The following is a 26,222-nucleotide window of genomic DNA, read 5'->3' as shown; positions in this document are numbered from 1 at the left end:
CTGTGTTGGCCTGAAGGAAACAACGCCCATGTCCCTGCTCGCGCTGCTGCTGACCGTGCTGGTCGCACTCCTGCACGTGTACTTCCTGGTGCTGGAGATGTTCCTGTGGACGCGCCCGCTTGGGCTCAAGACATTCCGCAACACGCCGCAGAAGGCGGAGACGACCCGCGTGCTGGCGGCCAACCAGGGCTTGTACAACGGCTTCCTCGCCGCCGGGATCATCGCCGGCCTGGCACTGGGACAACCGGTGCTGGTGACGTTCTCGTTGGTCTGCGTGGTGGTGGCCGGTGCCTATGGCGCGTGGAGCGTCAGCCCGCGCATTTTCCCTATCCAGGCCGTGCCGGCGATTCTCGCACTGGTGTTGCGGGCGCTCTGACGCCAGCGCACGCTGGCAAGCGCAGCCGCTCAGTGGCTGATAGCGCGCATGAAGCCCAGCCACATCGGCACGGCATGCAGCACCGCGCCCAGCACGAACAGGCCGGTCAGCAGGTGCACGCGCCAGTCGTTGATGCGCAGGAAGACGAACTGTTCAAGCGCGCGGCCCAGCCAGAACACCGCCATGAAGCACAGCAGGACCACCCCCAGGCGCGTGTCGACCAGGTCCGGGGTAAAGGCCAGCGCGATCACCCCCATTCCCAGGAACACGTAGATCACGCGCAGGTTGAGGATCTGCATGATCGCGCGGTTGGCGGTGCTGAGCTGGGCGAGCTCGCGCTTCCAGCCGAACAACCGCCAGAACGCCAGATGGAAGGCGGCAAACCCCAGGCTGTGAATGCCTGCCAGGCGCACCAGTAGTTCGGCGGTCGTCATGGGTGATCAGCCTGTGCGGGGAGGGCGCGGCGACACCCACATCGCGATGGTCGCATGGAACACCTCGGTCCCTGCCGCATCGGTCACGCTGACCTTCACCGGCAGGTCGTAGCCGTCCGTGGCGCTGACGATGGGCAGCATGGGCGTCGCCACGGCCTTTAGTACGCCCAGGGCCTTGGCCTGGTACTTCACCTCCATGCCCTTGGGGATCCAGCGCATGTCCGCCGGCAGGCTGGCGTCCACCATCACCCCGCCGACCAGCTCGGCCAGGTTGCACATCGCGATCGCATGCACGGTGCCGATGTGGTTGCTGATGCGGCGGCGCTGGCGGATCACACCCTCGCAGCGGCCTGGCTCCAGCGCGGTGATGGTGGGAGAGATGCTGGCGAAGTAGGGGGCCTTGAAGCACACCGCGCGCGTGAACAGCCAGTGCCCGGCGGGCCAGCGGGTGAAGCGGCGGTACAGCGAAAGTAGCGAAGCGGTCATGGGAGCTTCCTGATATGAAAACGGCGGGCACCAGGCCCGCCGTCGTTGTCGCATTGTCGCTGGCTTAGGCGGCCTGCTGCGGGCGCTGCTTGCCCGGCAGGTCGTAGTAGCCGGCCGAACGCAGTTCGTGCGGATCGAAGTCGTCCACGGTGATCGTGTCCATGGTGAGTTCGCGCAGCTCTTCCAGCAGCTTGCGCTCGTCCTGGGTGATCACGCCCTCGGCCACGGCCTCGTCCAGCTGGGTGGCAAAGGTCAGCGCCTCGATGCCCTTGGTCTTGAGCGCCTTGAGGAACTTGCGCTCCACCGGCTCGGCCATGATCGCCTTGGACAGGTAGCTGTTGATGCGGCCACCCGGGTTGTTATCGCACGGGGTCAGGAACACGCCGTGGGCCAGGCGGTCACGGGCCTCGCCCGGTGCCATCAGGGTGGCGGCGACGCGGCGGCTCAGGCGGTCGCCCGGTGCCTCGGCGCGGCGGCCGAACGGGAAGATCAGGGCCCACATCAGCCAGCCGATCGGACGGATCGGGAAGTTGCGCAGGGCAGCGGACAGCGATTCCTCGATCTTGTGCACGCTGTCGTGGAAGGCCCAGGCCAGCAGCGGCTGGTCGGCCTGCGGTGCGCCTTCGTCGTGGTAGCGCTTGAGCATGGCGCTGGTCATGTAGATGTGGCTGAGCACATCCCCCAGGCGGCCGGACAGCGACTCCTTGAACTTCAGCTTGCCGCCCAGCGTCATCATCGAGATGTCGGCCATCAGCGCCAGGTTGGCCGAGTAGCGGTCCAGCTTGCGGAAATAGCGGCGGGTGTAGGCGTCACCGGGGGCCGCGCCGAAGCGGGCGCCGGTCAGGCCGAACCACAGCGAGCGCACGGCGTTGGAAATGCCGAAGCGGACATGGCCGAACAGGGCCTGGTCGAACTCGCGCAGGCCGGCCTTGCGGTCCTCGTCCTGGGCGGCCTTCATTTCCTTGAGCACCCACGGGTGGCAGAGGATCGCGCCCTGGCCGAAGATCAGCAGCGAGCGGGTCATGATGTTGGCGCCTTCCACCGTGATGGCGATCGGCGCGGCCTGCCAGCTGCGGCCGGCGAAGTTGCGCGGCCCCAGGATGATGCCCTTGCCGCCGATCACGTCCATCACGTCGGAAATGACTTCGCGGCTCATGTTGGTGCAGTGGTACTTGGCAATCGCCGACGGCACCGACGGCACGTCGCCACGGTCAACCGCCGCGGCGGTGGCCTGCGACAGCGCGCTGATCTTGTAGGCCTTGCCGCCGATGCGCGCCAGCGCCTCTTCCACGCCTTCGAAGCGGCCGACCGACAGGCCGAACTGCTTGCGGATGCGCGCGTAGGCACCGGTCACCACCGCGCCTGCCTTGGCGCCGCCCGAAGCGGTCGAGGGCAGGGTGATGGAGCGGCCCACGGCCAGGCACTCGTTGAGCATGTTCCAGCCCAGGCCGCGCTTCTCGGCGCCGCCGATCAGCTGGGTCAGCGGGATGAAGACATCTTTGCCGCGGATCGGGCCGTTCTGGAACGTGGAGTTCAGCGGGAAGTGGCGGCGGCCGATCTCCACGCCGGCGGTGTCACGCGGCAGTAGCGCCAGGGTGATGCCGATGTCCTTGGTGTCGCCGAGCAGGCCGTCCGGGTCATACATGCGGAAGGCCATGCCGATCAGCGTGGCCACCGGGGCCAGGGTGATGTAGCGCTTGTCGAAGGTCAGCTTGACGCCCAGCACTTCCTCGCCCTTCCACTGGCCCTTGCAGACGATGCCGAAGTCGGGGATGGAGGTGGCGTCGGAGCCGGCGAACGGGCCGGTCAGGCCGAAGCACGGTACTTCCTGGCCGATCGCCAGGCGCGGCAGGTAGTAATCCTTCTGTTCCTTGGTGCCGTAGTGGTTGAGCAGTTCACCCGGGCCCAGCGAGTTGGGCACGCCGACGGTGGAGCTGACCACGCTCGATACCGACGCCAGCTTCTGGATCACCTTGTGGTGGGCCAGCGCGCTGAAGCCCAGGCCGCCGTATTCCTTCGGGATGATCATGCCGAAGAACCGGTTCTTCTTGATGTAGTCCCACAGCTCCGGCGGCAGGTCGGCGTGGACGTGGGTGATCTCGAAGTCGTTGACCATCCGGCACAGTTCCTCGACCGGGCCATCCAGGAAGGCCTGTTCCTCGTCGGTGAGCTGCGGCTTGGGATAGTTGAGCAGGATGTTCCAGTCCGGGTCACCGGTGAACAGCTCGCCCTCGAAGCCGACCGAGCCGGTTTCCAGCGCGATGCGCTCGGTCTTGGACAGCGGCGGCAACACCTTGCGGAACACGCCCATGAACGGGGCGGTGATCAGCGGCTTGCGCAGGAACGGCAGCAGCACCGGCACGCTGACCAGGGCCAGGATCGCGGCGGCCACGAGGATGGCGGTCTGGTGGACGCCGGCGAACCAGCAGATGCCCAGCAGCACCGCACTGATGGCGGTCCAGATGACCAGCCGCATGCGGTGGTAGGCGACGAAGGCGCCTGCGAGCAGCAGGGCCAGGAAGGGGACGACGATGCTCATTGGCTTGCTCCGGTAACGTGCTCGGTTCGGGCGGACGCTGCGGCAGAAGGCAGTGCGTCCAGATAGTTCAACACGGCGGCGGTAAACGCGTTGTTGTCATCGCCGGCGACCATGTGGGTGGCCTCGGGCAGATGCACGTGCTGCGCATGCGGCACCAGTGTCATGAATTCCTCGACGGTCTGCGGCGAGACCAGGTCGCTGCGGCCGCCGCTGATCAGCAGCAGCGGGCACTGCACGCGCCGCGCCGCATCGGCGATGGCGTCCTGGTGCTGCTCGCTGTCGCGGGCCAGTTCCTGGACCAGGCGCGGGTCCCAGTGCCAGCTCCAGCGGCCGTCGGTGGTGGGGCGCAACAGCGCGCGTAGTGCATCCTCGCTCTTGCGCGGGCGGTGCGGCATGTAGGTGGCGATGCTGTCGGCGGCGGCTTCCAGCGAGGCGAAGCCCTCCGGATGCGCGCTCATGAAGGCCAGGATGCGCTCCACGCCGCGGGTTTCCCAGCGGGGGGTGATGTCCACCAGCACCATTGCCGAGAACAGCCCCGGCCAACGGGCTTCGGCCATCAGGCCGAACAGCCCCCCCATCGAGGCGGCGACCAGCACCGGCGGGCGGCTCAGCTCGCCGGCCACCACGATCAGGTCGTCGGTGAACTGTTCGCCGTGATAGGGCAGGTCGGCGGCGTTCCAGTCCGAGCCGCCATGGCCGCGGGCGTCGTGGCTGAGCGCGGCATAGCCGGCCGCGTTGAGGGCCTCGGCGGTGCTGGTCCAGGCGCCACGGGTCTGGCCGAAGCCATGCGCGAACAGGATCGGCGGGCGCTTGCCGGGCCAGCGCGTGGCCGCCAGGGTCGCGCCGTGGGCGCCATCCAGGCGGATGTCTTCGCTGCGCGACGGGGAAGAGGGCATGTTGACCATACCCGATGGTATGGATTGCGTGCGATGACTGTCAATACCCTTCGGTATGGAAGCCGGTTATCCCGCGGTGACGGGCTTTCCGGGGACCGGCCGTAAGTGCACTTTGTGCGGATATATCCCTCGTGCGTACTGCAACCAGTCCCCGCCGTATGGTTAAATCTGCGCATGAATGACACGACAGCTTCTTCCGCGGACGCCCGCGGCGCGCGGCACAGCCGCCTCAGTGCGGATGATTGGGCACAGGCAGCGCTGGACCTGATCGCAGAGCAGGGGGTGGGTGCGGTGGCGGTCGAGCCGCTGGCCCGGCGCCTGGGCGTGACCAAGGGCAGCTTCTACTGGCACTTCCCCTCGCGCGATGCACTGCTGCAGGCGGCGCTGGAGCGCTGGGAAGTGGTCGAGCAGCAGCAGGTCTTCGGCAGCCTGGAAGAAGTCCCCGACCCGCGCACGCGCCTGCGTGCGCTGTTCCAGCTGGTCGCGCACGAGGTCACCCCGCACGTGATCTACAGCGAACTGCTCAAGGCGCTGGACAACCCGATGGTGCGCCCGGTCATCGACCGCGTGTCGCAGCGGCGCATGGAATACCTGATCGCCTCGTTCCGCCAGGCCGGCCTGAGTTCCACCGATGCCCGCCATCGCGCGCGCCTGGCCTATGCCGCCTATGTCGGCTTCCTGCAGCTGTCGCTGCAGCTGCAGCAGCCCAAGCAGGCCCGCGAGGACTTCGAGGCCTACGTCGAGCACGTGATCGAGACGTTGATCCCGGGCAACTGACGGCATCAACGCGAGCCGATAGGCGGGTTGTCAGCGGACGGGGATCACGTCGAAGGCGATGCTGATCCGTGGCGAGGGCCCTTGGTAGGCCACCGTATTGTGGAAAAAGTACGACGGGAACGTCACCAGCGTCCCTGAACCCGGCACCAGCCGGTGCTCCAGGTCCGGGCTCTGGAACGGAAGCCCCTCCTGCGGGTGGCCGAACAGCAGATTGCCGGCTGCCGGCGTGGTCGGCTGACCCGCATCCACGTAGAACACGCCACTGAGCCAGCCGGCTGGATGGATGTGCGGAGCTTGGTGGCCGCCCTGGTCCAGCACCGTGATCCATGATTGCAGTCGCCAACGAGGGGGATGGCTCCTCATCCACGGGTGGTTGGACAGGCGAGCGGCAGCGTTCAATGCGCGCATGCGTGACTGGACGGCCTTCAGTAACAACTGTTCGAATCGCCGCAGTTCGGGATCATGCGACAGGTCGAGCATCGGGCTTTGCCGCCCGCGTGAAGTGGAGCGGCCGGCGGGCTCCCAGATCAGATCTTCATGTGCCAGGGTGAGTTCGCGCAGCGCTGACAGGTCAATCATTGCATCGGCCAACGCATCGTCACTATCCAGCAGATGGTTGTAGTCCATCAACTGCTCCACGCGGGCATGGTCGCCAAGCTCCTTGCCGGTCATGTACAGCCCGGCAAGGGCGGTCTGGTCGCCGGGATCGAATTGCAGTACACGCTGATAGAGAGTGTCGGCCCGTTGGATATCGCCCTGTGCCAACAGGCACAGGGCATAGTCGGTCAGGGCAGCCGGGTCGTTGGGCGTGGCAGACATCACCCTTTGGTGGACATCGGCCGCGGCCTGTAACTGCCCGGTCTCGCGCAATGCATTGGCGATGCCTCGCAGGATGACGGGATCGCCGGGACGCAGGCGTTCGGCACGCTGCAGGTTTTCCAATGCAGCCTGTGGCCGGCCGGAACGTGCATGGATCAGCCCAATGTTGGTCCATGTGTCTGCACTGGCCGGCTCCAGGTGGCTAAGCAGTTCAAAGTCGGCCAGTGCCTGTTCCATTCGCTCCATGCGGAAAAACACCAAACCGCGATTGAACAGCAGAGGAGGCACATGCGGTGCGACCTGTAGCGCTACGTCGAAATCCTCCAATGCCTGCAGGTTGCGCTGGGCGATCACATGCAGCATGCCACGCAGGAAGCGTTGTTCGGGATCATGGGGCGTGAGGGACAACGCTTGGTCCAGCAGCAGCCTTGCCGTTTCCATCTGTCCTTGTTGGATCAGTGCGCGTATCTGCTCTGTGCTGGTCGCGGGGGCGGGCATAAGGGTATGTGGGAGGCGTTCAGTGGCTCAGATGCTGGAGTATGGCGGTCTCGATGGCAGCGGCTGATCGACGCGGGTCGAACAGACCATGTTTGCTCACTTGTCGACGCAGGTGGTCCCGGAGGGTGTGCAGCGCGTCCGGGGATCGAGCCAGTCGGACCGCGCGTTCAATGTAGTCCCCGACATCGCGACAAACCAGCGCGTCCATGCCAAGGAAACGATTGAGGCTGGCACTGAGCCGGGACAGCGGCTGCGGACCGTCGATGCTCAGTACCGGCAGGTCGTTGCCAATGGCATGGATCGCGGTCGCGCCGGCTTGGTACTGGAAGGCGTCGAGGAAGAGGTCACAGGTGGCAGCGCGGTCGGATTGTGCTTCCAGGTCGATCTTGTCCACCAGGTGCAGGCGATCTTCGGGGCCATTGCATGCCCTCCACTGCACGAGGAAGCCCGGGCGCGCCGCGGCCGGTAGGTACACCATCAGGTGCGCCTCATCGGCTTGGGTGAGAATCCTGCTCCAACTGTGGATCAATGCGGCGGATAGCTTGTAGGTGTTGTTGAAGCTGGCCAGTACAACCGCATTCTCGGGCAGGCAGAAGCGTGCACGGTCACGGATACCGCGGCGCACCGGAGCCGCAGGGAACAATGTGCCCTGCAGGCGGATGATCCTGTCCGTGTAGAGCCATTCGGCGTCGACAGGCTGGATGTTTGCGTCCAGCAACACCCCATCCAGCCATGTGGCGTGCTGCCCGTGCACGAAGCCCAGCCAGCCCCATTGGAGGGGAGCAGGCCGTCGGCATAGAACGCCCGGGCGTGCACCCAGGGTGAAGCCGGCCATGTCGATGAGTACATCGATCCGGTCTTCGGCGATATGCGCGGCAAGGCTGGCGTCGTCCAGCGTGGCGGCATCAAGGAACCGGTCAAATCCCTCTATCAGTCCGGGTGAAGGGAGCTCGTTGCTCAACGAGTAACCAAACACCTCGAAGCGGGAACGGTCATGCGCGGCGAAATGGCGGCTCACCAATGTGCCGACGGCATGTTCACCAAAGTCGGCGGACAGGTAACCGATGCGTATCCGCTGCATCGGTTGGGCGGGCCGGACTCCGATGCTGCACCGCGGGGTCGTGGCGTGGCTGCTGGCGATGGCCTGGCCATGGCGTCGGATGGCCTCGGCCTTGAGTGGCTCCGGGATCGCCAAGGTGGAGAGCAGGAAAGGCTCCGGTGCAGCGGGGATGGCCTGCTTGTCCGAGAGCAATGCAGACAGCGCATGCACGCTGTCCTGTTGCCGATCATGCAGGCACATCATCGCTTGGCAATGTGCCAGTTGTGCCAACACATCGGCGCGTCCGGGCATCATGCGCGCGGCTGCCTCGAAGTCGTGCAATGCAGCCTGCGTCCGACCGGCGAGCATATGGCAGAGGGCGATGTTGAGCACCTCGGTCGGTTGCTGCCTGGCTGCCTGTCGGTAGGCATGGATAGCTTCATCCCAACGGCGCAGGGCCTGCAGCGATTCTCCAAGATAGTGCCAAGCTTCGCCGAAGTCAGGTTCCAGCGTGAGCGCCTGCTGCAGTGGAGCTCGTGCGGCTGCTGCCGCGCCCATGGAGTGCAGTGCACTTCCCAGCAGTAGCCAGCCGAGTGAGCTGTCGGGATCCATGGACGTGATCTGTCGGGCGACCTCGATGGCCCGCGTGTACCGACCGGTTGCCCGCAGGCACAGGGCCAGGATGCAGAGTAGATCGGCGTCGGCCGCCACGATGACTTCAGGCCGATCAAGCAGGAGTATCGCCTCGGCCTGCTTTCCACCTTGCATCAGCAGCACGCCATAGTCCCGGCGAAGCCTGCGATCATCGGGAGTAGCGTTCAGCGCATTTCGATACGCGTCGGCGGCGGCGTCCAGCTGCCCGGCCGCATGCAGCTCTCGGGCATGCGCGGCTTCACTCATGACCGATCTCCAGCGTCCAGCCCATTGGCATCGTGTCCCGGTACATCAGCTTGCCGGTTCGACAGGGAAGGCCGCTGGCAGCGAACCGCTGCACGACATCCTGGAGTGCTGCCCCATCCAGCACCGCTTCCAGCATCAGACCCAGACGTGCTTGTTCATCCTGTGCCCATGCGCGCAACGCTTGTACTGCCGTCGTGGCATCGTCAGGTGATTGCCATGGCTGCTGCAGCATGCGTCCCAAGGCCTGTGCGGTGGTTTGCAGCACTTGAGCATCGGGCGAAAGCTCAATCCGTTCCATCAGCTGGGTTGCCGCAGCGTTGAAGGCCGTGCGCGCGGACTCTGCTGCAGGATCCAGCGACAAGCGCCTGCGCGCGGGTGCATCGGTGGCCTGGGCGATATGCCACAACAGGCGGGTACAGGCATCGAAGACGTCGCTTTCCTGCAGGAGCCAGTGGCAGGCCTCCCATTGGCTGCGACTTATCGTATGGATAAGGGAGTCTTCGCTGTGCATGACAAGCGCTGCCCGGCCATGCGTTCCGATCACACGCAGGATTTCGGTGATCGCCAGATCGCGTGGTGCGTATTCGAAGGCGAATTGCGAGCAGATCAGATCTGCCGCCCCATCCCCGAACGGGAGTTCGGTCATCGACGTGTTGGGATGGAAGGCGATGCCTTGGTACGTACATGACCGGGCATCGATGCTGCCTGGAGGGTCGATATCGGCGATGTCGACGCCATGCAGTTGCCAGTGCAGGTTGCGTGCTTGTGAAATCGACTGCGCCAGCAGTGGAATTGCGCCGTTCCCGGTGCCGACATCGATGATCCGGGCGCCTTCATGCAGTGGTTCGAACTGCCGTAGCCAGAAGCGTGCAAAACCATCGTCGTAGTTTCCGTCTATGCCGGATGCGCATGAGTGCAGTACCCCGGTTCGCCAGAGTCGTGTCCATGGCGCTGCCGCGTGGTGATGATCGGTTGCGTTGGACATCGGAAAGAGTGGGTTGAATTGATTTGACAGCTTGCGTGAGAGCGTCAACCAGTTCAAGCCGGCCGCGGAAGCATGGGATGTGACTGCAGTTTTGGGTCTAGGTGTCTTTGCGAGCCACAAAAAAAGAACGACCCGCCGAAGCGGGCCGTCCAAAGTGAGAGGCTTCTGCTCAGATGATCAGAAGTTCTGCTCGTAACGCAGGTACGGGGTGCGGCCCCAGATGTTGTAGATGGTGTTGATGTAGTTCGGGAAGCCGATGGCCGTGGAGAACTGCGGCATCTTGTTGGCAACGTTGCGGACACCCAGGGTGATGCGGGCATTCCACGGGGTGGCAACACTGGCCTGGACGTCGACGGTGGTCTGCGCGCTGAAGTTGGTCGCGCGGGTACCGCTGTCATGCTTGCCGATGTAGTTGCCGATCACGTTGGCCGACCAGTCGCCGCTGTTCCAGCCCAGACCCAGCTGGGCACGGTCCTTCGGGTAACGGAACTTGCCCGCGCGCTCCTGGGTACCTGCGCCCACCGGAGTGAAATCGAACTCCAGGGTATGCGACCAGGCCAGCTTGGTGGTGAACGCACCGATGCTGGTGGTGTCGTAACGGTAGTTGGCTTCGAAGTCCAGGCCACGCGAAGTCTGCATGGCGCCGTTGTCGGTCGGCAAGCGGATCAGCTGGGCCGGACCCGGCAGCACGGTGCCGCCCGGTGCGGTGATGGCCGGGCCACGGTCAACGCCGTACAGCGGTACACCCTGATCGCCGTAGCGGAAGGCCAGTGCGCGCGGAATGGTACCGATGATGTTGGTGATCTCGATGTCGTAGTAATCCAACGCCACCGACAGTGCGTCATTCGGGCTCCAGACCACACCCAGGCCCCAGTTGGTGGACTCTTCGGGCTTCAGGTTCTTGTTGGACAGCTGCAGCCAGGTGTACTGCAGGCCGCTGTTGCAGGGGTTGACCGGGTACGGCTGGTAAGAGGTGTTGCCCGATGCCGCGCGATAGGCGGCCAGCGCCTGGCAAGCCAGTTCGTCACCACCGGCGTGCGGAATGGTCGCATCCGGCTCGGAGGCCAGGTTGGTGGACGACGGAGCGTTGTGCAGGTCCGACAGGGTCGGGGCACGGAAGCCCTTGCCCCACGAGCCGCGCACCAGCAGCGAGTCGAGCGGACGGAACTCCAGCGAGACGCGCGGGGAGAACTTGCCGCCCACATCGCTGTAGTCATCGTAGCGGCCGGCCAGCGTGACATTCAGGGAGTCGAGCACCGGCAGCAGGGTTTCGAAATAGACCGCGCCGTAGCTGCGATCACCGTTGGTGCCTGCGCCGGCGGAGCCGAACACGTTGCCAGCGGCACTCTGTGCGTCATACAGCTGGCTCAGGGCGTCCTTGCGGTACTCGAAGCCGGTCACAAAGCCTGCGGTGCGATCGCCGATCTTGAACAGGTCGAACGAGATGTTGCCGTCGATGCCCTTGGTCTTGTTGACCGATTCAACGTAGACGGTGTGGCCGATCTTGCCGGCAGACGCTGCCACGCTCGGGTGGGTCGGATCGAACGGGTTGAACTGGCCGGAATCGATCAGTGCCTGCAAGGTGCTGCCGATGCCGTAGTTCAGGCCAACGCTGGACTGCGACGAGTTGCCGTAGTTGGCTGCGACTTCCCAGTCGGCGCCGCCGAACAGTTCGGTCGTGCCGCGCAGGCCCAGGGTGTAGTCACGCAGGGTGTCCTTGCGGTGCGAGTCACGGGTGCCCAGCGGAGTGAAGCGGTAGTACAGGGTGCCGGCTTCGCCGAACGGGTTGAACGGGTTGTTCGCGGCAATCGTCGGCAGCTTGCCCGGACCGTTGCCGTTGTTGTCCACCGGAGCCGATGCATACACACCCAGGCTCTTGGTTTCCGAGGTCAGGCCGCGGAAGAACATGGTGGTGTTGTCGGTGATGTTGTAGTTGCCGTTCACCAGCAGGGCGTTACGACGCAGCGACGCCTCGTTGGCCGAAGTAGCGCCGTGGTCGAAGCCGCAGGTGGTGGGGCTGGTACGGATGCTGTTCTCGAACGTGTCGCAGTTGGCGACGCTGCGCGTGCCATTGGCGTTGGAGAACGTTGCCGACGAGTTGTATGCGCTGGTGGGCCAGGCGATGCCGGCACCAGTGACAATGTCCTTGATCTCGCGGTTGTACATCATCTCGCGGTCCTGGTGATCCAGGACGAAAGTGATGTTGCCGCGGTCGGAGCTGATGCCTGCCGAGGCGCTGCCGGTGGTGCCGGCCGGGCCAACCTTCGGGCTTTCGTAGCCCAGCTGGATGCTGGCGCCCTCGTAGTCCTTGCGGGTGATGATGTTGACCACACCGCCGATAGCGTCGGAGCCATACACCGCACCGGCGCCTTCGCGCAGGATTTCGATGCGTTCGATCGCCGAGGTCGGGATCATGTTGATGTTGGCTGCGCCGCCGGCCAGTGCGCCGGACGGGGTGATGCGACGGCCGTCCAGCAGGACCAGGGTGTAGGCGGAGCCGAGGCCGCGCATGCTGATGGTGGCCTGCGAGCCGGTTGCCGAACCCGAGGATTCACGTGCCGAACCGAACGAGTTGTAGACGTTGTTGCGCAGGAAGTCCGCCACCGAGATTTCACCGGCCGCCTGGATGTCCTGGCGGGTAACAACGGTGACCGGGTTCGGGCCTTCCACATCGGTGCGCTTGATGCGCGAGCCGGTGACTTCGATGCGGTCCAGGTTGGTGGCATTGCCGGACTGCGCTTCCTGTGCCAGCGCGGTACCTGCCGGCAGGACGCTGGCAGCCAGCGCGATGACGACTGCATCGCGCAGTTTGTTCGACTTGCAATTCATTTGGTCTCTCTCTCTGCCAAGTGGGCTTGGGTGTTGCCAGTGCGCCCGGGGGATCCGAAGAGCGGATCCAAAACCGCAGGCTTGGTTCGATACTACTTGCGAGAGCAAAGAAATTAAAGATTGGTTAAGGATTTTTGCTTATTTACAGTTTCCAGCTAAATTATTGAATTTAATGGATAAAACAAAAACGCCCCGTTCGGGGCGTTTGTTATCAGGTGAAATGGTAACTGTGGTTACAAGTCCTGCTCGTAACGCACGTACGGTATCGCACCGTCGTCGTTGCTCTCATTGCGGGGCGAGAACGGGTTCTTGCCGCGGGTGATGACGTTCTCCGCACCGACGGTCAGCTGGCCACTCCACGGGGTGCGCCAGGTGATGCCCAGGCCGAGGCCTTCCCACTTGCTGCTGCCGGGGGCATCGACCACGCGGCCGATGACGTTGGCGCTGAAGGCGCCGTAGCCCCCCCCCACGCTCAGGCTCTTGCTGTCCCACTGGTCGACGATGGCCGGGGAGGCGTCGCTGAGCGGTACCAGGCGGGCCTTGGCCAGGGTGCCGCCGATCGAGACGAAGCCTTCCCTGCCGATGTTCTTCTGCCCGAACACGGTCAGGTCGTTCTGCTCGACCCGGGCCGCGCCGGAACGGCTGCCACCGGCCAGCCAGGCCGGCAGGGTGTCGCGGCCGGTGCCGGCGGTGACGCCGATGCGGCCGCCGGGACGGTTGAAGGCGGTGGTGGCGGAGATGTGATGGCCGTTGTCGTCGTCATCGTCGCCCAGGCTGGCCAGCATGCAATGGCTGGCCAACCCGCTGATGCTGCTGCCGCGGCTGCTGTTGCACAGCAGGCCCAGCGAGTCGCCGGAGGACAGGCCAAACGCGGCATCCAGCGAGCTGCGGCCGAAATTCCAGCGGGCACCGGCACGCTGTTCGCCGGTCGGCTCCAGGTAGAGCAGGGCCTCGACCTTGCCACTGCCACGGTTCCAGACCGGCAGGACGGTGCTGTCGGTGCGCGGCTTGCTCTGCGCATGCGCGCCCGCGATCGCGCCAAGGGCGATCATCAAGGCAAGCGGCAGGCGCAGGAAGGCGTTCATGGACTCACTCTGACCCCGGATGCGCGGGGAAGTTCCCGGCGCGTGAGCCATTGATCCTATGGTGTTTATGGTTTCTTAACAAGTCCTCGTCCTCCCCAGAACGTAAACTCGCAATCCCTTATTGCAACCGCTCGGGGGCGGGCTGCTGGGCCGGTGTAGAAGCGAACAATACGCCGAATTCCGTCAAAGGGAAGTGGTATTGGCGGCCACAGAACTCGCAGCGGACCTCGACCTGGCCGGTGGCCTCGGCGGCGGCCCGAGCCTCCTCCTCGCCCAGCGACTGCAGCATGGCCTCCACCCGCTCGCGCGAGCAGGAACAGCCGAAGCGCAGGGGCTTGTCGCCCATCAGCTGGGGGTGCTCCTCATGGAACAGGCGGTGCAGCAGTTCGGCGCCGGGCAGGGCCAGCAGTTCCTCGCGGCCCAGGGTGTCGAACAAGGCGCCGACGCGTACCCAGCCGTCCTCGTCGCCGGCATCGCCGGGCAGCTTCTGCAGCAGCAGGCCGGCGGCGTGCTCGCCGTCGCAGGCCAGCAACAGGCGGGTCGGCAACTGTTCGGAATGGCGGAAATAGTCCTCGAAGGCGTCGTCCAGGGTGTCGCCGCTGAGGTTGACCAGGCTCTGGTAACGCTGCGGTTCGCGCGGGTCCAGGCCCGGGTTTTCGATGGTGATCGCCAGCAGGGTGCCTTCGCCGAGCCCGCTCAGGCTGGACGGCGCATCCTCGCCCTCGGCCAGCTGGGCGATGCCGCGCAGGGTGCCGGCGGAGGTGCATTCGGTGAACAACGCGCGCAGCGCGGAGCTGCTGCGCAGCTGGATCGACAGCCGGCCATCGACCTTGGTGTGGCCGGTGAACAGCGCCGTGGCCACGCTGGCCTCGCCGAGCAGCCGCGCGGCGGCGGGCGGGTAGTCGCCGTGGGACAGGATTTCGCGCCAGCTTTCACCCAGACGGACATGGACGCCACGGACGCCGGCGTCGGGCAGGAGGAAGCGGGTGAGGAGGTCGGAGGTATCGGTCATGGGGACGGCATCTGCGCGAGGTGGGGGCCGGTGCCGGATAATGCGCCGGTCGATGGAATCTGCAAGGTGGGTCTTCAATGGGGGCGGAGCAGGACGAGCGCAAGGTCGCGCCGGAACAGGGGGGGGCGGCCCGACGCCGGCGCGGCTGGTGGTGGTGGATGTGGCGGGTGCCGGTGGCGCTGGCGTTGTTCAGCGTGCTGCAGGTGCTGGCGTTGCGCTTCATCGACCCGCCGTTCTCCACGGTGATGCTGTTCCGGCAGGTGGAGGCCCTGGCGCAGGGCGAATGGGGGTTCCGGATCCATTACCAGTGGCGGGACCTGGACCAGATGGCGGCCAGCGTGCCGATCTCGCTGGTGGCCGCCGAGGACCAGCGGTTCCCCGAGCACAACGGCTTCGACCTGCAGGCCATCGAGAAGGCGCGGGCAAACAATGCCAAGGGCAAGCGCCTGCGCGGGGCCAGCACGATCAGCCAGCAGACCGCCAAGAATGTGTTCCTGTGGCAGGGGCGCAGCTGGCTGCGCAAGGGGCTGGAGGTCTGGTACACGGTGCTGATCGAGGCGTTGTGGTCCAAGCAGCGCATCATCGAGGTCTACGCCAACGTCGCCGAATTCGGTGACGGCATCTACGGCGTGCAGGCCGCCTCGCGCAGCTACTGGAACAAGGACGCCTCCCAGTTGAGCGCGGCCGAAAGCGCGCGCCTGGCCGCGGTGCTGCCGTCGCCGCGGCGCTACAGCGCGGCCCGCCCCGGTCCTTACGTGCAGCGCCGCGCAGCCTGGATCCAGCGCCAGGCCCGGCAGCTGGGCGGAGCGGACTATCTGGAGGCGGGCGATTGAGCCGGCGGCCTGCGTAGAATCGGGCCATGAATCCCGCTGATCGCCTGACCCTTGTCATCACCGCCTTCAACGAGCAGGACGCGCTGCCGCTGCTGCATCCGCGGCTGTGCGCGCAGCTCGATGCGATGGCGGACGTGGATGGCCGCATCCTGTACGTGGACGACGGCAGTTCCGATGCCACCTGGGCGGTGATCGAGCAGTTGGCGCAGGATGACCGGCGCGTGGCCGCACTGCGGCTGTCGCGCAATTTCGGCAAGGAGATCGCGCTGACCGCCGGGTTGGATGCGGTGGAGGAAGGCGCGGCGATCATGCTGGATGCTGATGGCCAGGATCCGCCGGAGCTGATCCCGGAGTTCGTCGCGCTGTGGCGGCAAGGTTACGACGACGTGCACGGCACGCGCTGGGCACGCGACGGCGATGGCTGGATGAAGCGGGCGACCGCGGCGGTGTTCTACCGCCTGATCGGTCGCCTGTCGAAGACGCCGATTCCGGCCGATACCGGTGACTTCCGCCTGCTCTCGCCACGCGCGCTGGCAGGCTTGCGGCAGCTGCGGGAGCGGCAGCGTTTCATGAAGGGATTGTTCGGCTGGGTGGGTTACCGCCGCATCGCCTTGCCGTACCGGCGTGGCGAGCGCATCGCCGGGCGCAGCAAGTTCGGTTTCTGGAAATTGTGGAATTTCGCGCTGGAAGGCATCACCAGCTTTTCCACCGCGCCGTTGCGCGCGGCGACCTACCTGGGCCTGTTCACCGCGGCCAGTGCATTCGTGTTCGGTACCTGGGTGGTGGGCAAGGCCGCGCTGTACGGCGACCGGGTCGCCGGCTGGCCGACGATGATGGCGGTGATCCTGTTCCTGGGCGGGGTGCAGCTGATCGCGCTGGGCCTGATCGGCGAATACTTGGGGCGCCTGTACATGGAGGCCAAGCAGCGGCCTTTGTACCTGGTCGACACATGGCGCCCGGCGAACGTGGCAGTATCGGCAGCACCGATCAGCGCAGGAGAACGCCATGCAGACCGTTCGACAGTTGCTGGGGAGCAAGTCCCCTGAGATCCACGCGGTGCGGCCCGAATCGGCCGTGATCGACGCCATCCGCCTGATGGCGCAGAAGGGCATCGGCGCGGTGCTGGTGATGAATGGGCCGAAGCTGGTCGGCATCCTGTCCGAGCGTGACTACGCGCGCAAGATCGTGCTGATGGACCGCTCCTCGGCGACCACGCCGGTGCAGGAGATCATGACCGCCGAGGTGGTCACCGTGGCGCCGACGGTCAGCGTCGAGCAGTGCCTTGAGCTGGTCACCCAGCGCCGCATCCGCCACCTGCCGGTGCTGGAAGGCGGCGAGGTGGTCGGCGTGATTTCCATCGGCGACCTGGTCAAGTCGGTCATCGAACAGCAGCGCCGCGAGCTGGGCCAGTTGCAGGAATACATCACCCAGGGCTGAGCGGTCCGGTGGCGGGTGCTACCGGGCGTAGTGCCCGCCGCAGTTGGCGTCCTTGCCCGGCCCGGTTTCCAGGGTGGCCAGCAGCGCGGCCGGTGGGGCGATGCTGCCCAGCGTGAGGGCGATCGCTCCGCGGATGCCCAGCGCCTTGAAGTCGGGGCGGAAGGACGGGTCCTTGAAGGTGCCGCCGATGCGCAGCGGCGAACGCAGGGCGAGGATGCTCATGTCCTTTGGACGCGGCCGCAGCAGCAGGTCCAGCTGTTCCTGGCGCAGGCTGACCGTGCCTTCGCCGACGACCAGCGTGTCGGTGGTGTCGAAGGCCAGCGCGCGCGCCTGCATCAGCCCGTCCTGCACGCCGAAGTCGGCGAAGGCGCAGCGCAACGGGATCTGCTTGTCACCGGTGAACAGGAATTTCACCGATTCGGCGATATCCAGCCCGGCCAGTTCCATCAGCAGGTTGCCGATGTGGCCGCGGCCCATGCCGATGGCGACGTTGCCGTCGCTGCTGCCGAGCATGGCGGCCACGGAATTGCCGGTCCCGCGGAGCTGGACGCGGCCGCTGATGCCACCGGAGGCCTGTTCGGCCAGCTTGGCATCGGGGAACAGCCGGCCCAGCTGCACGTTGCGCAGGTTGGCATCCAATGCGGTGGCGATCTGCGGGCGACGGGCATCCATGCGCAACGTGCTGCGGATATGCCCGCCGGCCACGCCGAAGTCCAGCGGCTCCAGCCGCAGCAGGCCATCGTCGAGCAGCAGGTGTGCGTCCATGTCATCCAGCGGCAACGACGGCGCATTGATGCGGCGGGCCTTCCAGCGCACATCGGCATCCATCGCGCGCAGCTTGCCGAGGTCATAGGCCTTGTCCGGCAGCACGGTGGGCCTGGCCGCCAGGCGCGCGGCCTCGGCCTTCTGCCGGGCGTTGGCCGACTCCTCGCCGCCGGTCTTCGGTGGTGCACCGACGAAGCCGGCCAGGTCGTCGAAGTCCAGCCGCTGCGAGAGCAGGTTGGCCTGCAGTCGCGGTCGTTCACCGCCGGTCTCCACCTGCACGTCACCGCCCAGGTCGCTGTTGCCCACCACGCCGGTGAAGCCGGTGTAGCGCCAGCGCTGGTGATCGCGCGCGAGCTGGCCGTTCAGCCGGTACGGCGGGGAAGACGGGATGGCGATGCCGATCAGCGGGTAGAGCTCGTCCAGGTCCTGGCCGCTGAGCTGGAGTTGCAGGTTGAACACCTGCAGCTGGAAGGGGTTGGTCAGGCTGCCGCTGGCGCGTGCACGGGTGGCACCGGCACGGGCATCGAGCGCGATCCGGAACGGGGTGTCGCTATGGGTGAGTTCCAGCGGCGATTCGGTGGTGCCGCGCATCGTGAACGCGGCACCGCGCCAGTGGCCGTTGCCTTCCACGTGAAGGGGCGGGGCGGCATCAACGTGGGATGGCTTGCCGCTCTGCAGGTTGAGCGCGACGTCGGTGCGTCCGGCGGCGTCGACGAAGCGCAGCTTGCCGGCGTCGATGCGCAGGCGCTTGAGCTGCAGCGCGCTGTTGCCACCGCTGCCGCCGAGGACGTCCCAGTTGCCGGGCTGGCCTTGGCTAGGAGCGGTCTGCAGCAGCACATCCGGATGTGTCAGGCGGATTTCCGGCAGCTGGACGCTGGCACGCAGTAGCGGCAGCAGGCGGATGTCGACCTCGACCCGCCGTGCGTGTGCCATTTCCGGTTGGCGGGCCCACGGTGCATTGGCGAACGTGATGCCATCGCCACGCACGGTGGTGGTGCGCCCCAGCGTCACGTCGAGGTTGTCGATATGCAGGGCGCGGCCCGTGCGTGCCTGCACTGCGCGTTCCAGCGGTGCCTTGAACCAGTTCCAGTCCCATAGCAGGAACAGGGCGAGCAGTGCGCCAAGCAGGGCCACCAACACGGCGAGCAGGCGTTTGCCGGGGCGTGCAGGCCAGCGTGAGGGGCGCGTCTTCGGTTGGGCGGACGGGCTGTTCACGCGCCCATGGTTGCCGCTCAGCAGTGCAGGGCGCGCGAAGCATTCATTGTCGTGGCGTGCATGTTCCGTTGCCGGCGCGTATGCACCTGCGGGGCATCGCCGGCCGGCGGGCGCACCCGATCAAAGCAGCAGTGCGGTCACCGCGACGAAATGGCAGACGCTGCCGCCGATCACGAACAGGTGCCAGATGGCGTGCGAATACGGGACCTGCTCGCGATGGTAGAAGAAGGTTCCCAGTGTGTAGAACACGCCGCCGCCGAACAGCCAGCCGATGGTCCACCCGTCCAGCGAGGCCCACATCGGCTTGATCGCCACCACCACCAGCCAGCCCATGGCGATGTAGATGGCCGTGGACAGCTTCTTGAAGCGGCCGGTGTAGAACAGCTTGAACACCACGCCGAACAGCGCCAGTGCCCAGATCGCACTGAACAGGCCCCAGCCCCACGGGCCGCGCAGGCCGACCAGGGTGAAGGGCGTGTAGGTGCCGGCGATCAGCAGGTAGATCGCGCAGTGGTCGAAGATCTTCAGCCGGCCCTTGGCCACCGGATGCTGGATGGCGTGGTACAGGGTGGAGGCGGTGTACAGCAGCAGCAGGGCGACACCGAAGACGATGGCGCTGCCCAGCTCCCAGCCATCCCCGTAGATGGCGGCCAGGGTGATCAGTACGGCGCCGCCGGCCAGTGCGGTGACGGCGCCCAGCCCGTGGGTCAGGGCGCTGGCGATTTCTTCCCGGATCGAAACAGCTGTGGTCATGTGCGACTGCCGCGGGCTGTGGGGAAGCCCGATGGCAGCTATTAAAGCAGGGAACGGGCCGGGAGCGGGAACCGGAACGGGACAGCCGTTCCCGTTCCCATTCGCGCAGGGCGGTCCCCCCGCCCTCAATCCACCGAGACGGTATGCGCCGCTTCGCGGGTAGCGGAGAAACGCACGTCCGGCGCGCGCTCCTCGGCCAGTTGCAGGTTGACCCGGGTCGGGGCCAGGTACACCAGGTGGCCGGAGGCATCGATGCTGAGGTTGTTGGCGTTCTTCTCGCGGAACTCCTCCAGCTTCTTGGCGTTGCTGCAGGAGACCCAGCGTGCGGTGGTGATCGAGACAGGCTCGAACACCGCTTCCACGCCGTACTCGTCCTTCAGGCGGTAGGCGGCCACGTCGAACTGCAGCACGCCGACCGCGCCGAGGATCAGGTCGTTGCTCATCAGCGGGCGGAAGAACTGGGTGGCACCTTCCTCGGACAGCTGCGCCAGGCCCTTCTGCAGCTGCTTGAGCTTGAGCGGGTCCTTCAGGCGGGCGCGGCGGAACAGTTCCGGGGCGAAGTTGGGGATGCCGGTGAAGGTGACCGCTTCGCCTTCGGTGAAGGTGTCGCCGATGGAGATGGTGCCGTGGTTGTGGATGCCGATCACGTCGCCCGGCCAGGCCTCGGCGGCGATCTCGCGGTCGCTGGCCATGAAGGTCAGCGCGTTGGCCAGCTTCATTTCCTTGCCGCTGCGCACGTGGAAGGTCTTCATGCCGGCGCTGAACCTGCCCGAGCACACGCGCATGAAGGCCACGCGGTCACGGTGCTGCGGGTCCATGTTGGCCTGGATCTTGAACACGAAGCCGCTGAGCTTGTCTTCCTGCGGGGCCACGTCGCGGCCGGTGGTGGCGCGTGCCTGCGGCGCCGGCGCGTGCTCGACGAAGAAGTCCAGCAACGGCTGCACGCCGAAGTTGTTCACGCCCGAGCCGAAGAACACCGGGGTCTGCTCGCCGCGCAGGTAGGCGTCCTTGTCGAACGGATGGCTGGCGCCCTGCACCAGCTCCAGTTCGTCGCGCAGGTCGGCTAGCATCTTCTCGCCGATCTTCCCGGCCAGGCCGGGTGCATCGATGGACGGGAAGATGGTGGAGTCCTGGCGGGTGAAGTTGCGGCCCGGTTCGTACAGGTGCACTTCGCCGGTGAGCAGGTGGACCACGCCCTTCAGGCGCTGGCCCATGCCGATCGGCCAGGTGACCGGGGCGCACTGGATGCCGAGCACGGTTTCCACTTCATCCAGCAGCTCGATCGGGTCCTTGCCCTCTCGGTCGAGCTTGTTGATGAAGGTCATGATCGGGGTGTCGCGCAGCCGGCAGACTTCCATCAGCTTGATGGTGCGCTCTTCCACGCCCTTGGCCACGTCGATGACCATCAGCGCCGAGTCCACCGCGGTGAGCACGCGGTAGGTGTCCTCGCCGAAGTCGGCGTGGCCGGGGGTATCGAGCAGGTTGACGATCTTGTCTTCGTACGGGAACTGCATCACCGACGAGGTCACCGAGATGCCGCGCTCCTTTTCCAGCGCCATCCAGTCGGAGGTGGCGTGGCGGGCGGCCTTGCGGCCCTTGACCGAACCGGCCATCTGGATCGCGCCTCCGAACAGCAGCAGCTTTTCGGTCAGCGTGGTCTTGCCGGCGTCAGGGTGGGAAATGATGGCGAAGGTGCGGCGGCGCGCGGCTTCGGAGGCGACTTCGGACATGGTCGGGGGCGCCCGCCCGGGCGCAGCAGTAGACGAATGAACCGGCAATTATACCTGTCGGCCGGCCGCAACAGCGGCGGCCGCGCGCCCGGCGCGTTCAGTTCGGCGGCAGCGGGGGCGGGGTGGCGGGCCGCCGGGCACCGTCGTTCAGCGGTCCTCGCGCGGGAAGCGCAGTTCGCCGTTGGGGCTGTCCATGCGGAACGGCACCGATACCAGCGCCAGCCCGGTGTTGGCCTGCACCGCGAAATGCAGGTGCGGGCCGCTGCTGCGGCCGGTGTTGCCCGAGCGGGCCAGCACCTGGCCGGCCTGGACCCGTTGGCCCGGGCGGACGTGCAGCCCGCCGGATTGCAGGTGGGCGTACAGGCCGATGCTGCCGTCGCCATGCAGGACCCGGACCAGGCAGCCCTGCCCGGGCGAATCGGCGATCACCTGCATCACGGTGCCGGCGCGTGCCGCCAGCACAGGCGTGCCTTCCGGCAGCGGGAAGTCGACCGCGTGCAGGTTCTGCGGGTCGCCATGGCTGAAGCGCCCGCCGAACGCCTGACTGACGCGGATGGCCGCCTGCTGGAAGGGCAACTGGTAGCGGTAGGCGTCGGGCCGGGCCGCAGGATCACCCGGGACTGCATCCAGCATCAGGCGCGCGCCACTGGCGTTGCCGGGCAGCCAGATCAACAGGCGTTCCTCGTTGGCGGCGAGCAGGTGCGGCGGCACGGGAGCGTCCAGTCCGCGCAGCTGCACCTGAACCGGACCGGACAGCAGGTTGCGCGCGATCACCGCATGGCCGCCGCCGCGCGCCTGCAGGCGCAGGCTGGCGAAGTGGTCGGCCGGGGAAGTGGCCGGGATGGCCGGGGCGCCGCCGAGGTTCCAGCCCTGGCGCCAGCGTGCGCCGGGACTGGCGTCGCAACCGAGGGAGAACAGCAGGAGGAGGGAGAGCAGCGTGGTTGGGCGCACGGTGAGGGGGCAGGCAGGGGGTAGTGGATTGTGCCTGCTTGGTTGCGTCGGAAACCTATCCATCTCTTTATTCGAATAAAGCGATTGACACGGACGCGGGGCGCTGGCATCGTAGCGCCACCATCGAGACCGGCAGAGGGACAGGCCCTTTGAAGCCGGGGCAACCAGCAGACGCGCAAGCGCCTGTGTTTGGTGCCAAATCCTGCGGTGACCACTGTGTCTGCCGAAAGATGGTTCGATCCGTACCCCGCGTACGGCGAACACGGGCCCGCGAAGCTCGATGGCTGCTCCTTACCGGATATCGCCATGCGTTTCGCCACTGCCATTGCCGCCCAGGAATTCCCCGCCGCTTCCCCGGACAGCGCTGAACGCGCCATTCCCGCCGTGCGCGGCGAGGTCGAGGTGCGCCAGGCGATGCGTCATGCAGGACAGCGCCTGCTGCGCCTGCGCTACGAACTGGTCGGCACGGCCGGTACGCCGGTGGTGCTGGTGGCCGGCGGCATCTCGGCGCATCGGCACATCGCCGCCAACAGTGGTTTCGGCGAGAAGGGCTGGGCCGAGGGGCTGGCCGGGGTGGGCCGCGCGCTGGATCCCAGCCGTCGCCGCCTGCTCGGCGTGGATTTCATCGGCGCCGACGGCGAGCTGGACGCGCCGATCGATACCACCGACCAGGCCGACGCGATCGCCGCGCTGCTGGACGCGCTGAAGATCGAACAGCTGCACGGTTTCGTCGGCTATTCCTACGGCGCCTTGGTTGGCCAGCAGTTGGCCGTGCGCCACCCGCAGCGGCTGGCCAGGCTGATCGCGGTCAGCGGTGCGCACCGCCCGCATCCGTATGCCTCGGCCTGGCGCGCGCTGCAACGCCGCGCGGTGGCACTTGGCCAGCTGCAATGCGCCGAGACGCACGGGCTGGCACTGGCGCGCCAGTTCGCCATGCTCAGCTACCGCACGCCGGAGGAGTTCGGCGAGCGCTTCGACGCCGCGCCGGAAGTGGTCAATGGCCGCGTGCGCGTGGCCGCCGAGGACTACCTCGACGCCGCCGGCGCGCAGTACGTGGCCCGCACCCGCGTCAATGCCTACCTGCGCCTGTCCGAATCCATCGACCTGCACCGCGTCGACCCGGCTGCCATCGGCGTGCCGACCCTGGTGGTCGCCGTGGAAGGCGACCGCCTGGTGCCGCTGTCGGACCTGGTCACGCTGGTCGAGGGCCTGGGCCCGCGCGGCAGCCTGCGCGTGCTGCGCTCGCCCTACGGCCACGACGCCTTCCTCAAAGAAACCGATCGCATCGACGCGATCCTCGCCAACGCCCTTCGCCTGCCCGGAGAAACCGCATGAGCCTGTCCCACACTTCCGCTGTGTCCTGTAGCCGCGTCACCGCGGCCGTGCGTGCCGGCATCGACCGGGACACCGCCCACGGCGCGGTGACGCCGCCGATCGTGCTGTCGTCCAACTTCAGCTTCGACGGCTTCGGCAACAAGCGGCAGTACGACTACACCCGCAGCGGCAACCCGACCCGCGACCTGCTGGGCGAAGCCCTGGCCGAACTGGAAGGCGGCGCCGGCGGCGTGGTCACCGCCACCGGCATGGGCGCGATCAACCTGGTGCTCAATGCGCTGCTGCAGCCGGGTGACCGCCTGGTGGTGCCGCATGACGCGTACGGCGGCAGCTGGCGCCTGTTCAACGCGCTGGCCACCAAGGGCCATTTCGAGCTGGTCACCGCCGACCTGACCGACCCGCGCTCGCTGGCCGATGCCCTGGCGCAGCAGCCGAAGCTGGTGCTGATCGAAACCCCGTCCAACCCGCTGCTGCGCATCACCGACCTGCGCTTCGTGATCGACGCCGCGCACAAGGCCGGTGCCAAGGTGGTGGTCGACAACACCTTCCTGTCGCCGGCACTGCAGACCCCGATCGCGTTCGGGGCCGACGTGGTGCTGCATTCCACCACCAAGTACGTCAACGGCCACAGTGACGTGGTGGGCGGCGCGGTGATCGCCGCCGATGCCGAGGTCCACCAGCAGCTGGTGTGGTGGGCCAACGCGCTGGGCCTGACCGGTTCGCCGTTCGATGCGTTCCTGACGCTGCGTGGCCTGCGCACGCTGGATGCACGCCTGCGCGTGCACCAGGAGAACACCCAGGCGCTGGTCGAGCTGCTGGTGGGCAATGAAGCGGTGTCCAACGTCTATTACCCGGGCCTGGAATCGCACCCGGGCCATGCGGTGGCGGCGCGCCAGCAGAAGGGCTTCGGCGCGATGCTGTCCTTCGAGCTGGAGCCGTGCGACGGAGAGGACCCGCACGCAGCGGTGCGCGCCTTCGTCGATGGGCTGCAGTACTTCACGCTGGCCGAATCGCTGGGTGGCGTGGAGAGCCTGGTGGCGCACCCGGCGACCATGACCCATGCGGCGATGACCGCCGAAGCGCGCGCCAAGGCCGGCATCAGCGACGGCCTGCTGCGCCTGTCGGTGGGCATCGAGTCCAGCCAGGACCTGCTGGCCGACCTGCAGGCCGCCCTGGCCCGTGCGGCCAACGTGATCGCGCAGTCGCGGGATGCCTCCAAATGCAAGAAAACGGTGGATGCATGAGCGCGCAGCTGCGTCCGCAGGAAACCACGCAGGCCCGGCTGGTGCTGCTCGGCACCGGCACCGTCGGCTCGGCGTTCGTCAGCCGCTACCAGGCCCTGCAGCAGCGCCAGCTGAGCCTGCCGGCGTTGCACGTGGTGGCCAACTCGCGCATCGCGCTGGCCTGCGGTGATGCGCCCGATGCGGTGCTGTCACAGGCGCGCAATGCGCAGCGCGGTGAAGGCGAGCCCGTGCACCGGCAGGAAGTGGGGCGGCTGGTCGCCGGCGACATCGTGGTCGATGCCACGGCCAGCGAGGCGGTGGCCGCCGATCATGCGCAGTGGCTGGCGCAGGGCATCCACGTGGTGACGGCCAACAAGCTGGGCAACGGCACCGCGCTGGTGCGTGCCCGCGACATCCGCGCCGCCGCCGATCGCGGTGCCGCGCAGTACGGCGATGCCGCCACCGTCGGCGCCGGCCTGCCGCTGCTGCGCAGCATCCGCGCGCTGGTGGCAGGCGGCGACCATGTGCATGCGATCGAGGGCGTGCTGTCCGGGTCGCTGGCCTGGCTGTTCGACCGTTACGACGGCAGCCAGCCGTTCTCCGCCTGCGTGCGCGAGGCCGCTGCCGCCGGGTACACCGAACCGGACCCGCGCATCGACCTGTCCGGCGAAGACGTGCGGCGCAAGCTGCTGATCCTGGCGCGTGCGGCCGGCGTGCCGCTGGAGGCCGAACAGGTGCAGGTGGATTCGCTGGTGCCGTCGGCATTGGCCGCGTTGCCGGCGGCCCAGGTCGATGGCGCGCTGGAACTGCTGGACGCGCCATTGGCCGAGCGCCTGCAGCAGGCCCGTGCGCAGGGCCTGAAGTTGTGCGTGGTCGGGCGCGTGGACGCGCAGGGGGCCCACGTGGGCCTGCGCGCCTTGCCGGCCGATCATCCGCTGGCCGGTGGGCGCGGCACCGACAACCGCGTGGCGATCCACAGTGACCGGTACTGCGCCCAGCCGCTGTTGATACAGGGGCCGGGGGCGGGTGCCGAAGTCACCGCCGCGGCATTGCTCGACGATGTGCTGGGGATCGTGCGCCGCTGAGCGACGCATGCCGGCTCGGTGCGGATGTGGGGCTGCAGGGCATGTACAGCGGTGCGGGGTGACGGCGGGGGCGTGAGGCGGGGTTCCCCTCCCGGCCGAAGGGTTGGGGATCGGCGTTGGCCCCGGTACCCTGCGCCGGTGGCACGCTCCCCGCGTCGATGCCGCGTGTCCCGCGGCGGCTGCCGCCCCCTCAGGTGCGGGTTGCCCTGTCTGTCGATCG

22 protein-coding genes and 1 riboswitch are annotated in these 26,222 nt (G+C 67.0%); of the genes, 8 read left to right on the top strand and 14 right to left on the bottom strand.

All coding sequences use genetic code 11. From position 1 onward, the window contains the following. Nucleotides 1–28: 28 nt before the first annotated feature. The gene (locus ATCM_RS15035) at nucleotides 29–376 is read left to right on the top strand and encodes a DUF1304 domain-containing protein (protein ID WP_132865289.1); all 348 of its coding nucleotides are present in this window, start codon (nucleotides 29–31) and stop codon (nucleotides 374–376) included. A 29-nt stretch (nucleotides 377–405) separates the two neighbouring features. Here ATCM_RS15035 and ATCM_RS15030 read toward each other — a convergent pair whose 3' ends face one another. The 4 genes from ATCM_RS15030 to ATCM_RS15015 all read right to left on the bottom strand — a co-directional run bounded on the left by ATCM_RS15030 (nucleotide 406) and on the right by ATCM_RS15015 (nucleotide 4,740). Continuing rightward, nucleotides 406–810 (bottom strand): hypothetical protein, encoded by a 405-nt coding sequence (locus tag ATCM_RS15030; protein WP_132865288.1) that lies wholly within the window; start codon nucleotides 808–810, stop codon nucleotides 406–408. A 6-nt stretch (nucleotides 811–816) separates the two neighbouring features. After that, on the bottom strand, nucleotides 817–1,296 hold the full coding sequence (locus ATCM_RS15025) for a hotdog fold domain-containing protein (RefSeq protein WP_132865287.1): 480 nt from the start codon (nucleotides 1,294–1,296) through the stop codon (nucleotides 817–819). A gap of 64 nt (nucleotides 1,297–1,360) precedes the next feature. After that, the gene (locus ATCM_RS15020) at nucleotides 1,361–3,835 is read right to left on the bottom strand and encodes an acyl-CoA dehydrogenase (RefSeq protein WP_132865286.1); all 2,475 of its coding nucleotides are present in this window, start codon (nucleotides 3,833–3,835) and stop codon (nucleotides 1,361–1,363) included. Beyond that, nucleotides 3,832–4,740 (bottom strand): alpha/beta hydrolase, encoded by a 909-nt coding sequence (locus ATCM_RS15015; RefSeq protein WP_132865285.1) that lies wholly within the window; start codon nucleotides 4,738–4,740, stop codon nucleotides 3,832–3,834. The genes ATCM_RS15020 and ATCM_RS15015 overlap by 4 nt, the downstream gene beginning before the upstream one ends. A 165-nt stretch (nucleotides 4,741–4,905) precedes the next feature. Here ATCM_RS15015 and ATCM_RS15010 point away from each other — a divergent pair, with 165 nt between their 5' ends. Beyond that, nucleotides 4,906–5,508: a TetR/AcrR family transcriptional regulator gene (locus tag ATCM_RS15010; protein WP_132865284.1), complete on the top strand. Its 603-nt coding sequence runs from the start codon at nucleotides 4,906–4,908 to the stop codon at nucleotides 5,506–5,508. Between the two features lie 30 nt (nucleotides 5,509–5,538). Here the strand turns inward: ATCM_RS15010 and ATCM_RS15005 are convergent, their stop codons facing one another. The 6 genes from ATCM_RS15005 to ATCM_RS14980 form a co-directional block, all read right to left on the bottom strand. Beyond that, entirely contained in the window at nucleotides 5,539–6,825 is a 1,287-nt protein-coding gene (locus ATCM_RS15005) for a tetratricopeptide repeat protein (RefSeq protein WP_132865283.1), read from the bottom strand. A 19-nt stretch (nucleotides 6,826–6,844) separates the two neighbouring features. Then, the gene (locus ATCM_RS15000; protein WP_132865282.1) at nucleotides 6,845–8,764 is read right to left on the bottom strand and encodes a tetratricopeptide repeat protein; all 1,920 of its coding nucleotides are present in this window, start codon (nucleotides 8,762–8,764) and stop codon (nucleotides 6,845–6,847) included. Then, nucleotides 8,757–9,749, bottom strand: coding sequence for a class I SAM-dependent methyltransferase (locus ATCM_RS14995; protein WP_132865281.1), 993 nt, complete (start codon nucleotides 9,747–9,749; stop codon nucleotides 8,757–8,759). The genes ATCM_RS15000 and ATCM_RS14995 overlap by 8 nt, the downstream gene beginning before the upstream one ends. A 177-nt stretch (nucleotides 9,750–9,926) precedes the next feature. Next, complete coding sequence (locus tag ATCM_RS14990) at nucleotides 9,927–12,578, bottom strand: TonB-dependent receptor (protein WP_132865280.1); 2,652 nt, start codon at nucleotides 12,576–12,578, stop codon at nucleotides 9,927–9,929. 233 nt (nucleotides 12,579–12,811) lie between these two features. After that, nucleotides 12,812–13,663, bottom strand: coding sequence for a hypothetical protein (locus ATCM_RS14985; RefSeq protein WP_132865279.1), 852 nt, complete (start codon nucleotides 13,661–13,663; stop codon nucleotides 12,812–12,814). Between the two features lie 118 nt (nucleotides 13,664–13,781). Further along, complete coding sequence (locus ATCM_RS14980) at nucleotides 13,782–14,675, bottom strand: Hsp33 family molecular chaperone HslO (protein WP_132865278.1); 894 nt, start codon at nucleotides 14,673–14,675, stop codon at nucleotides 13,782–13,784. A 77-nt stretch (nucleotides 14,676–14,752) separates the two neighbouring features. Here ATCM_RS14980 and mtgA point away from each other — a divergent pair, with 77 nt between their 5' ends. Genes mtgA through ATCM_RS14965 form a run of 3 tightly spaced genes read left to right on the top strand, consistent with a single transcriptional unit; the run spans nucleotide 14,753 to nucleotide 16,945 of the window. Next, entirely contained in the window at nucleotides 14,753–15,508 is a 756-nt protein-coding gene (mtgA, locus tag ATCM_RS14975) for a monofunctional biosynthetic peptidoglycan transglycosylase (RefSeq protein ID WP_132865277.1), read from the top strand. A 26-nt stretch (nucleotides 15,509–15,534) separates the two neighbouring features. Then, complete coding sequence (locus ATCM_RS14970; RefSeq protein WP_132865276.1) at nucleotides 15,535–16,554, top strand: glycosyltransferase family 2 protein; 1,020 nt, start codon at nucleotides 15,535–15,537, stop codon at nucleotides 16,552–16,554. Next, nucleotides 16,514–16,945 (top strand): CBS domain-containing protein, encoded by a 432-nt coding sequence (locus ATCM_RS14965; protein ID WP_132865275.1) that lies wholly within the window; start codon nucleotides 16,514–16,516, stop codon nucleotides 16,943–16,945. Before ATCM_RS14970 ends, ATCM_RS14965 begins: the two co-directional genes overlap by 41 nt. Before the next feature lie 18 nt (nucleotides 16,946–16,963). Here ATCM_RS14965 and ATCM_RS14960 read toward each other — a convergent pair whose 3' ends face one another. The 4 genes from ATCM_RS14960 to ATCM_RS14945 all read right to left on the bottom strand — a co-directional run bounded on the left by ATCM_RS14960 (nucleotide 16,964) and on the right by ATCM_RS14945 (nucleotide 22,359). After that, on the bottom strand, nucleotides 16,964–18,925 hold the full coding sequence (locus ATCM_RS14960; RefSeq protein WP_132865274.1) for an AsmA family protein: 1,962 nt from the start codon (nucleotides 18,923–18,925) through the stop codon (nucleotides 16,964–16,966). A gap of 120 nt (nucleotides 18,926–19,045) precedes the next feature. Further along, nucleotides 19,046–19,678: a hemolysin III family protein gene (locus ATCM_RS14955; RefSeq protein ID WP_132865273.1), complete on the bottom strand. Its 633-nt coding sequence runs from the start codon at nucleotides 19,676–19,678 to the stop codon at nucleotides 19,046–19,048. A gap of 125 nt (nucleotides 19,679–19,803) precedes the next feature. Further along, nucleotides 19,804–21,408 (bottom strand): peptide chain release factor 3, encoded by a 1,605-nt coding sequence (locus ATCM_RS14950; RefSeq protein ID WP_132865272.1) that lies wholly within the window; start codon nucleotides 21,406–21,408, stop codon nucleotides 19,804–19,806. A gap of 147 nt (nucleotides 21,409–21,555) precedes the next feature. After that, the gene (locus tag ATCM_RS14945) at nucleotides 21,556–22,359 is read right to left on the bottom strand and encodes a M23 family metallopeptidase (RefSeq protein WP_243694029.1); all 804 of its coding nucleotides are present in this window, start codon (nucleotides 22,357–22,359) and stop codon (nucleotides 21,556–21,558) included. A gap of 117 nt (nucleotides 22,360–22,476) precedes the next feature. Beyond that, a riboswitch (SAM riboswitch) is annotated at nucleotides 22,477–22,596 on the top strand. Nucleotides 22,597–22,665: 69 nt separating this feature from the next. Here ATCM_RS14945 and ATCM_RS14940 point away from each other — a divergent pair. From ATCM_RS14940 to ATCM_RS14930, 3 genes are read left to right on the top strand one after another with little or no spacing between them, the layout of a single operon-like run. Continuing rightward, the gene (locus tag ATCM_RS14940; protein ID WP_132865270.1) at nucleotides 22,666–23,694 is read left to right on the top strand and encodes a homoserine O-succinyltransferase; all 1,029 of its coding nucleotides are present in this window, start codon (nucleotides 22,666–22,668) and stop codon (nucleotides 23,692–23,694) included. After that, the gene (locus ATCM_RS14935) at nucleotides 23,691–24,938 is read left to right on the top strand and encodes an O-succinylhomoserine (thiol)-lyase (protein WP_132865269.1); all 1,248 of its coding nucleotides are present in this window, start codon (nucleotides 23,691–23,693) and stop codon (nucleotides 24,936–24,938) included. Before ATCM_RS14940 ends, ATCM_RS14935 begins: the two co-directional genes overlap by 4 nt. Continuing rightward, nucleotides 24,935–26,002: a homoserine dehydrogenase gene (locus tag ATCM_RS14930; RefSeq protein WP_132865268.1), complete on the top strand. Its 1,068-nt coding sequence runs from the start codon at nucleotides 24,935–24,937 to the stop codon at nucleotides 26,000–26,002. Before ATCM_RS14935 ends, ATCM_RS14930 begins: the two co-directional genes overlap by 4 nt. Nucleotides 26,003–26,222 lie beyond the last annotated feature (220 nt).

The organism is Stenotrophomonas sp. ATCM1_4 (genome assembly GCF_004348115.1).
In the GTDB taxonomy this organism is placed as follows: Bacteria; Pseudomonadota; Gammaproteobacteria; order Xanthomonadales; family Xanthomonadaceae; genus Stenotrophomonas; species Stenotrophomonas capsici.
This window is presented reverse-complemented; position numbering and strand designations above follow the sequence as displayed.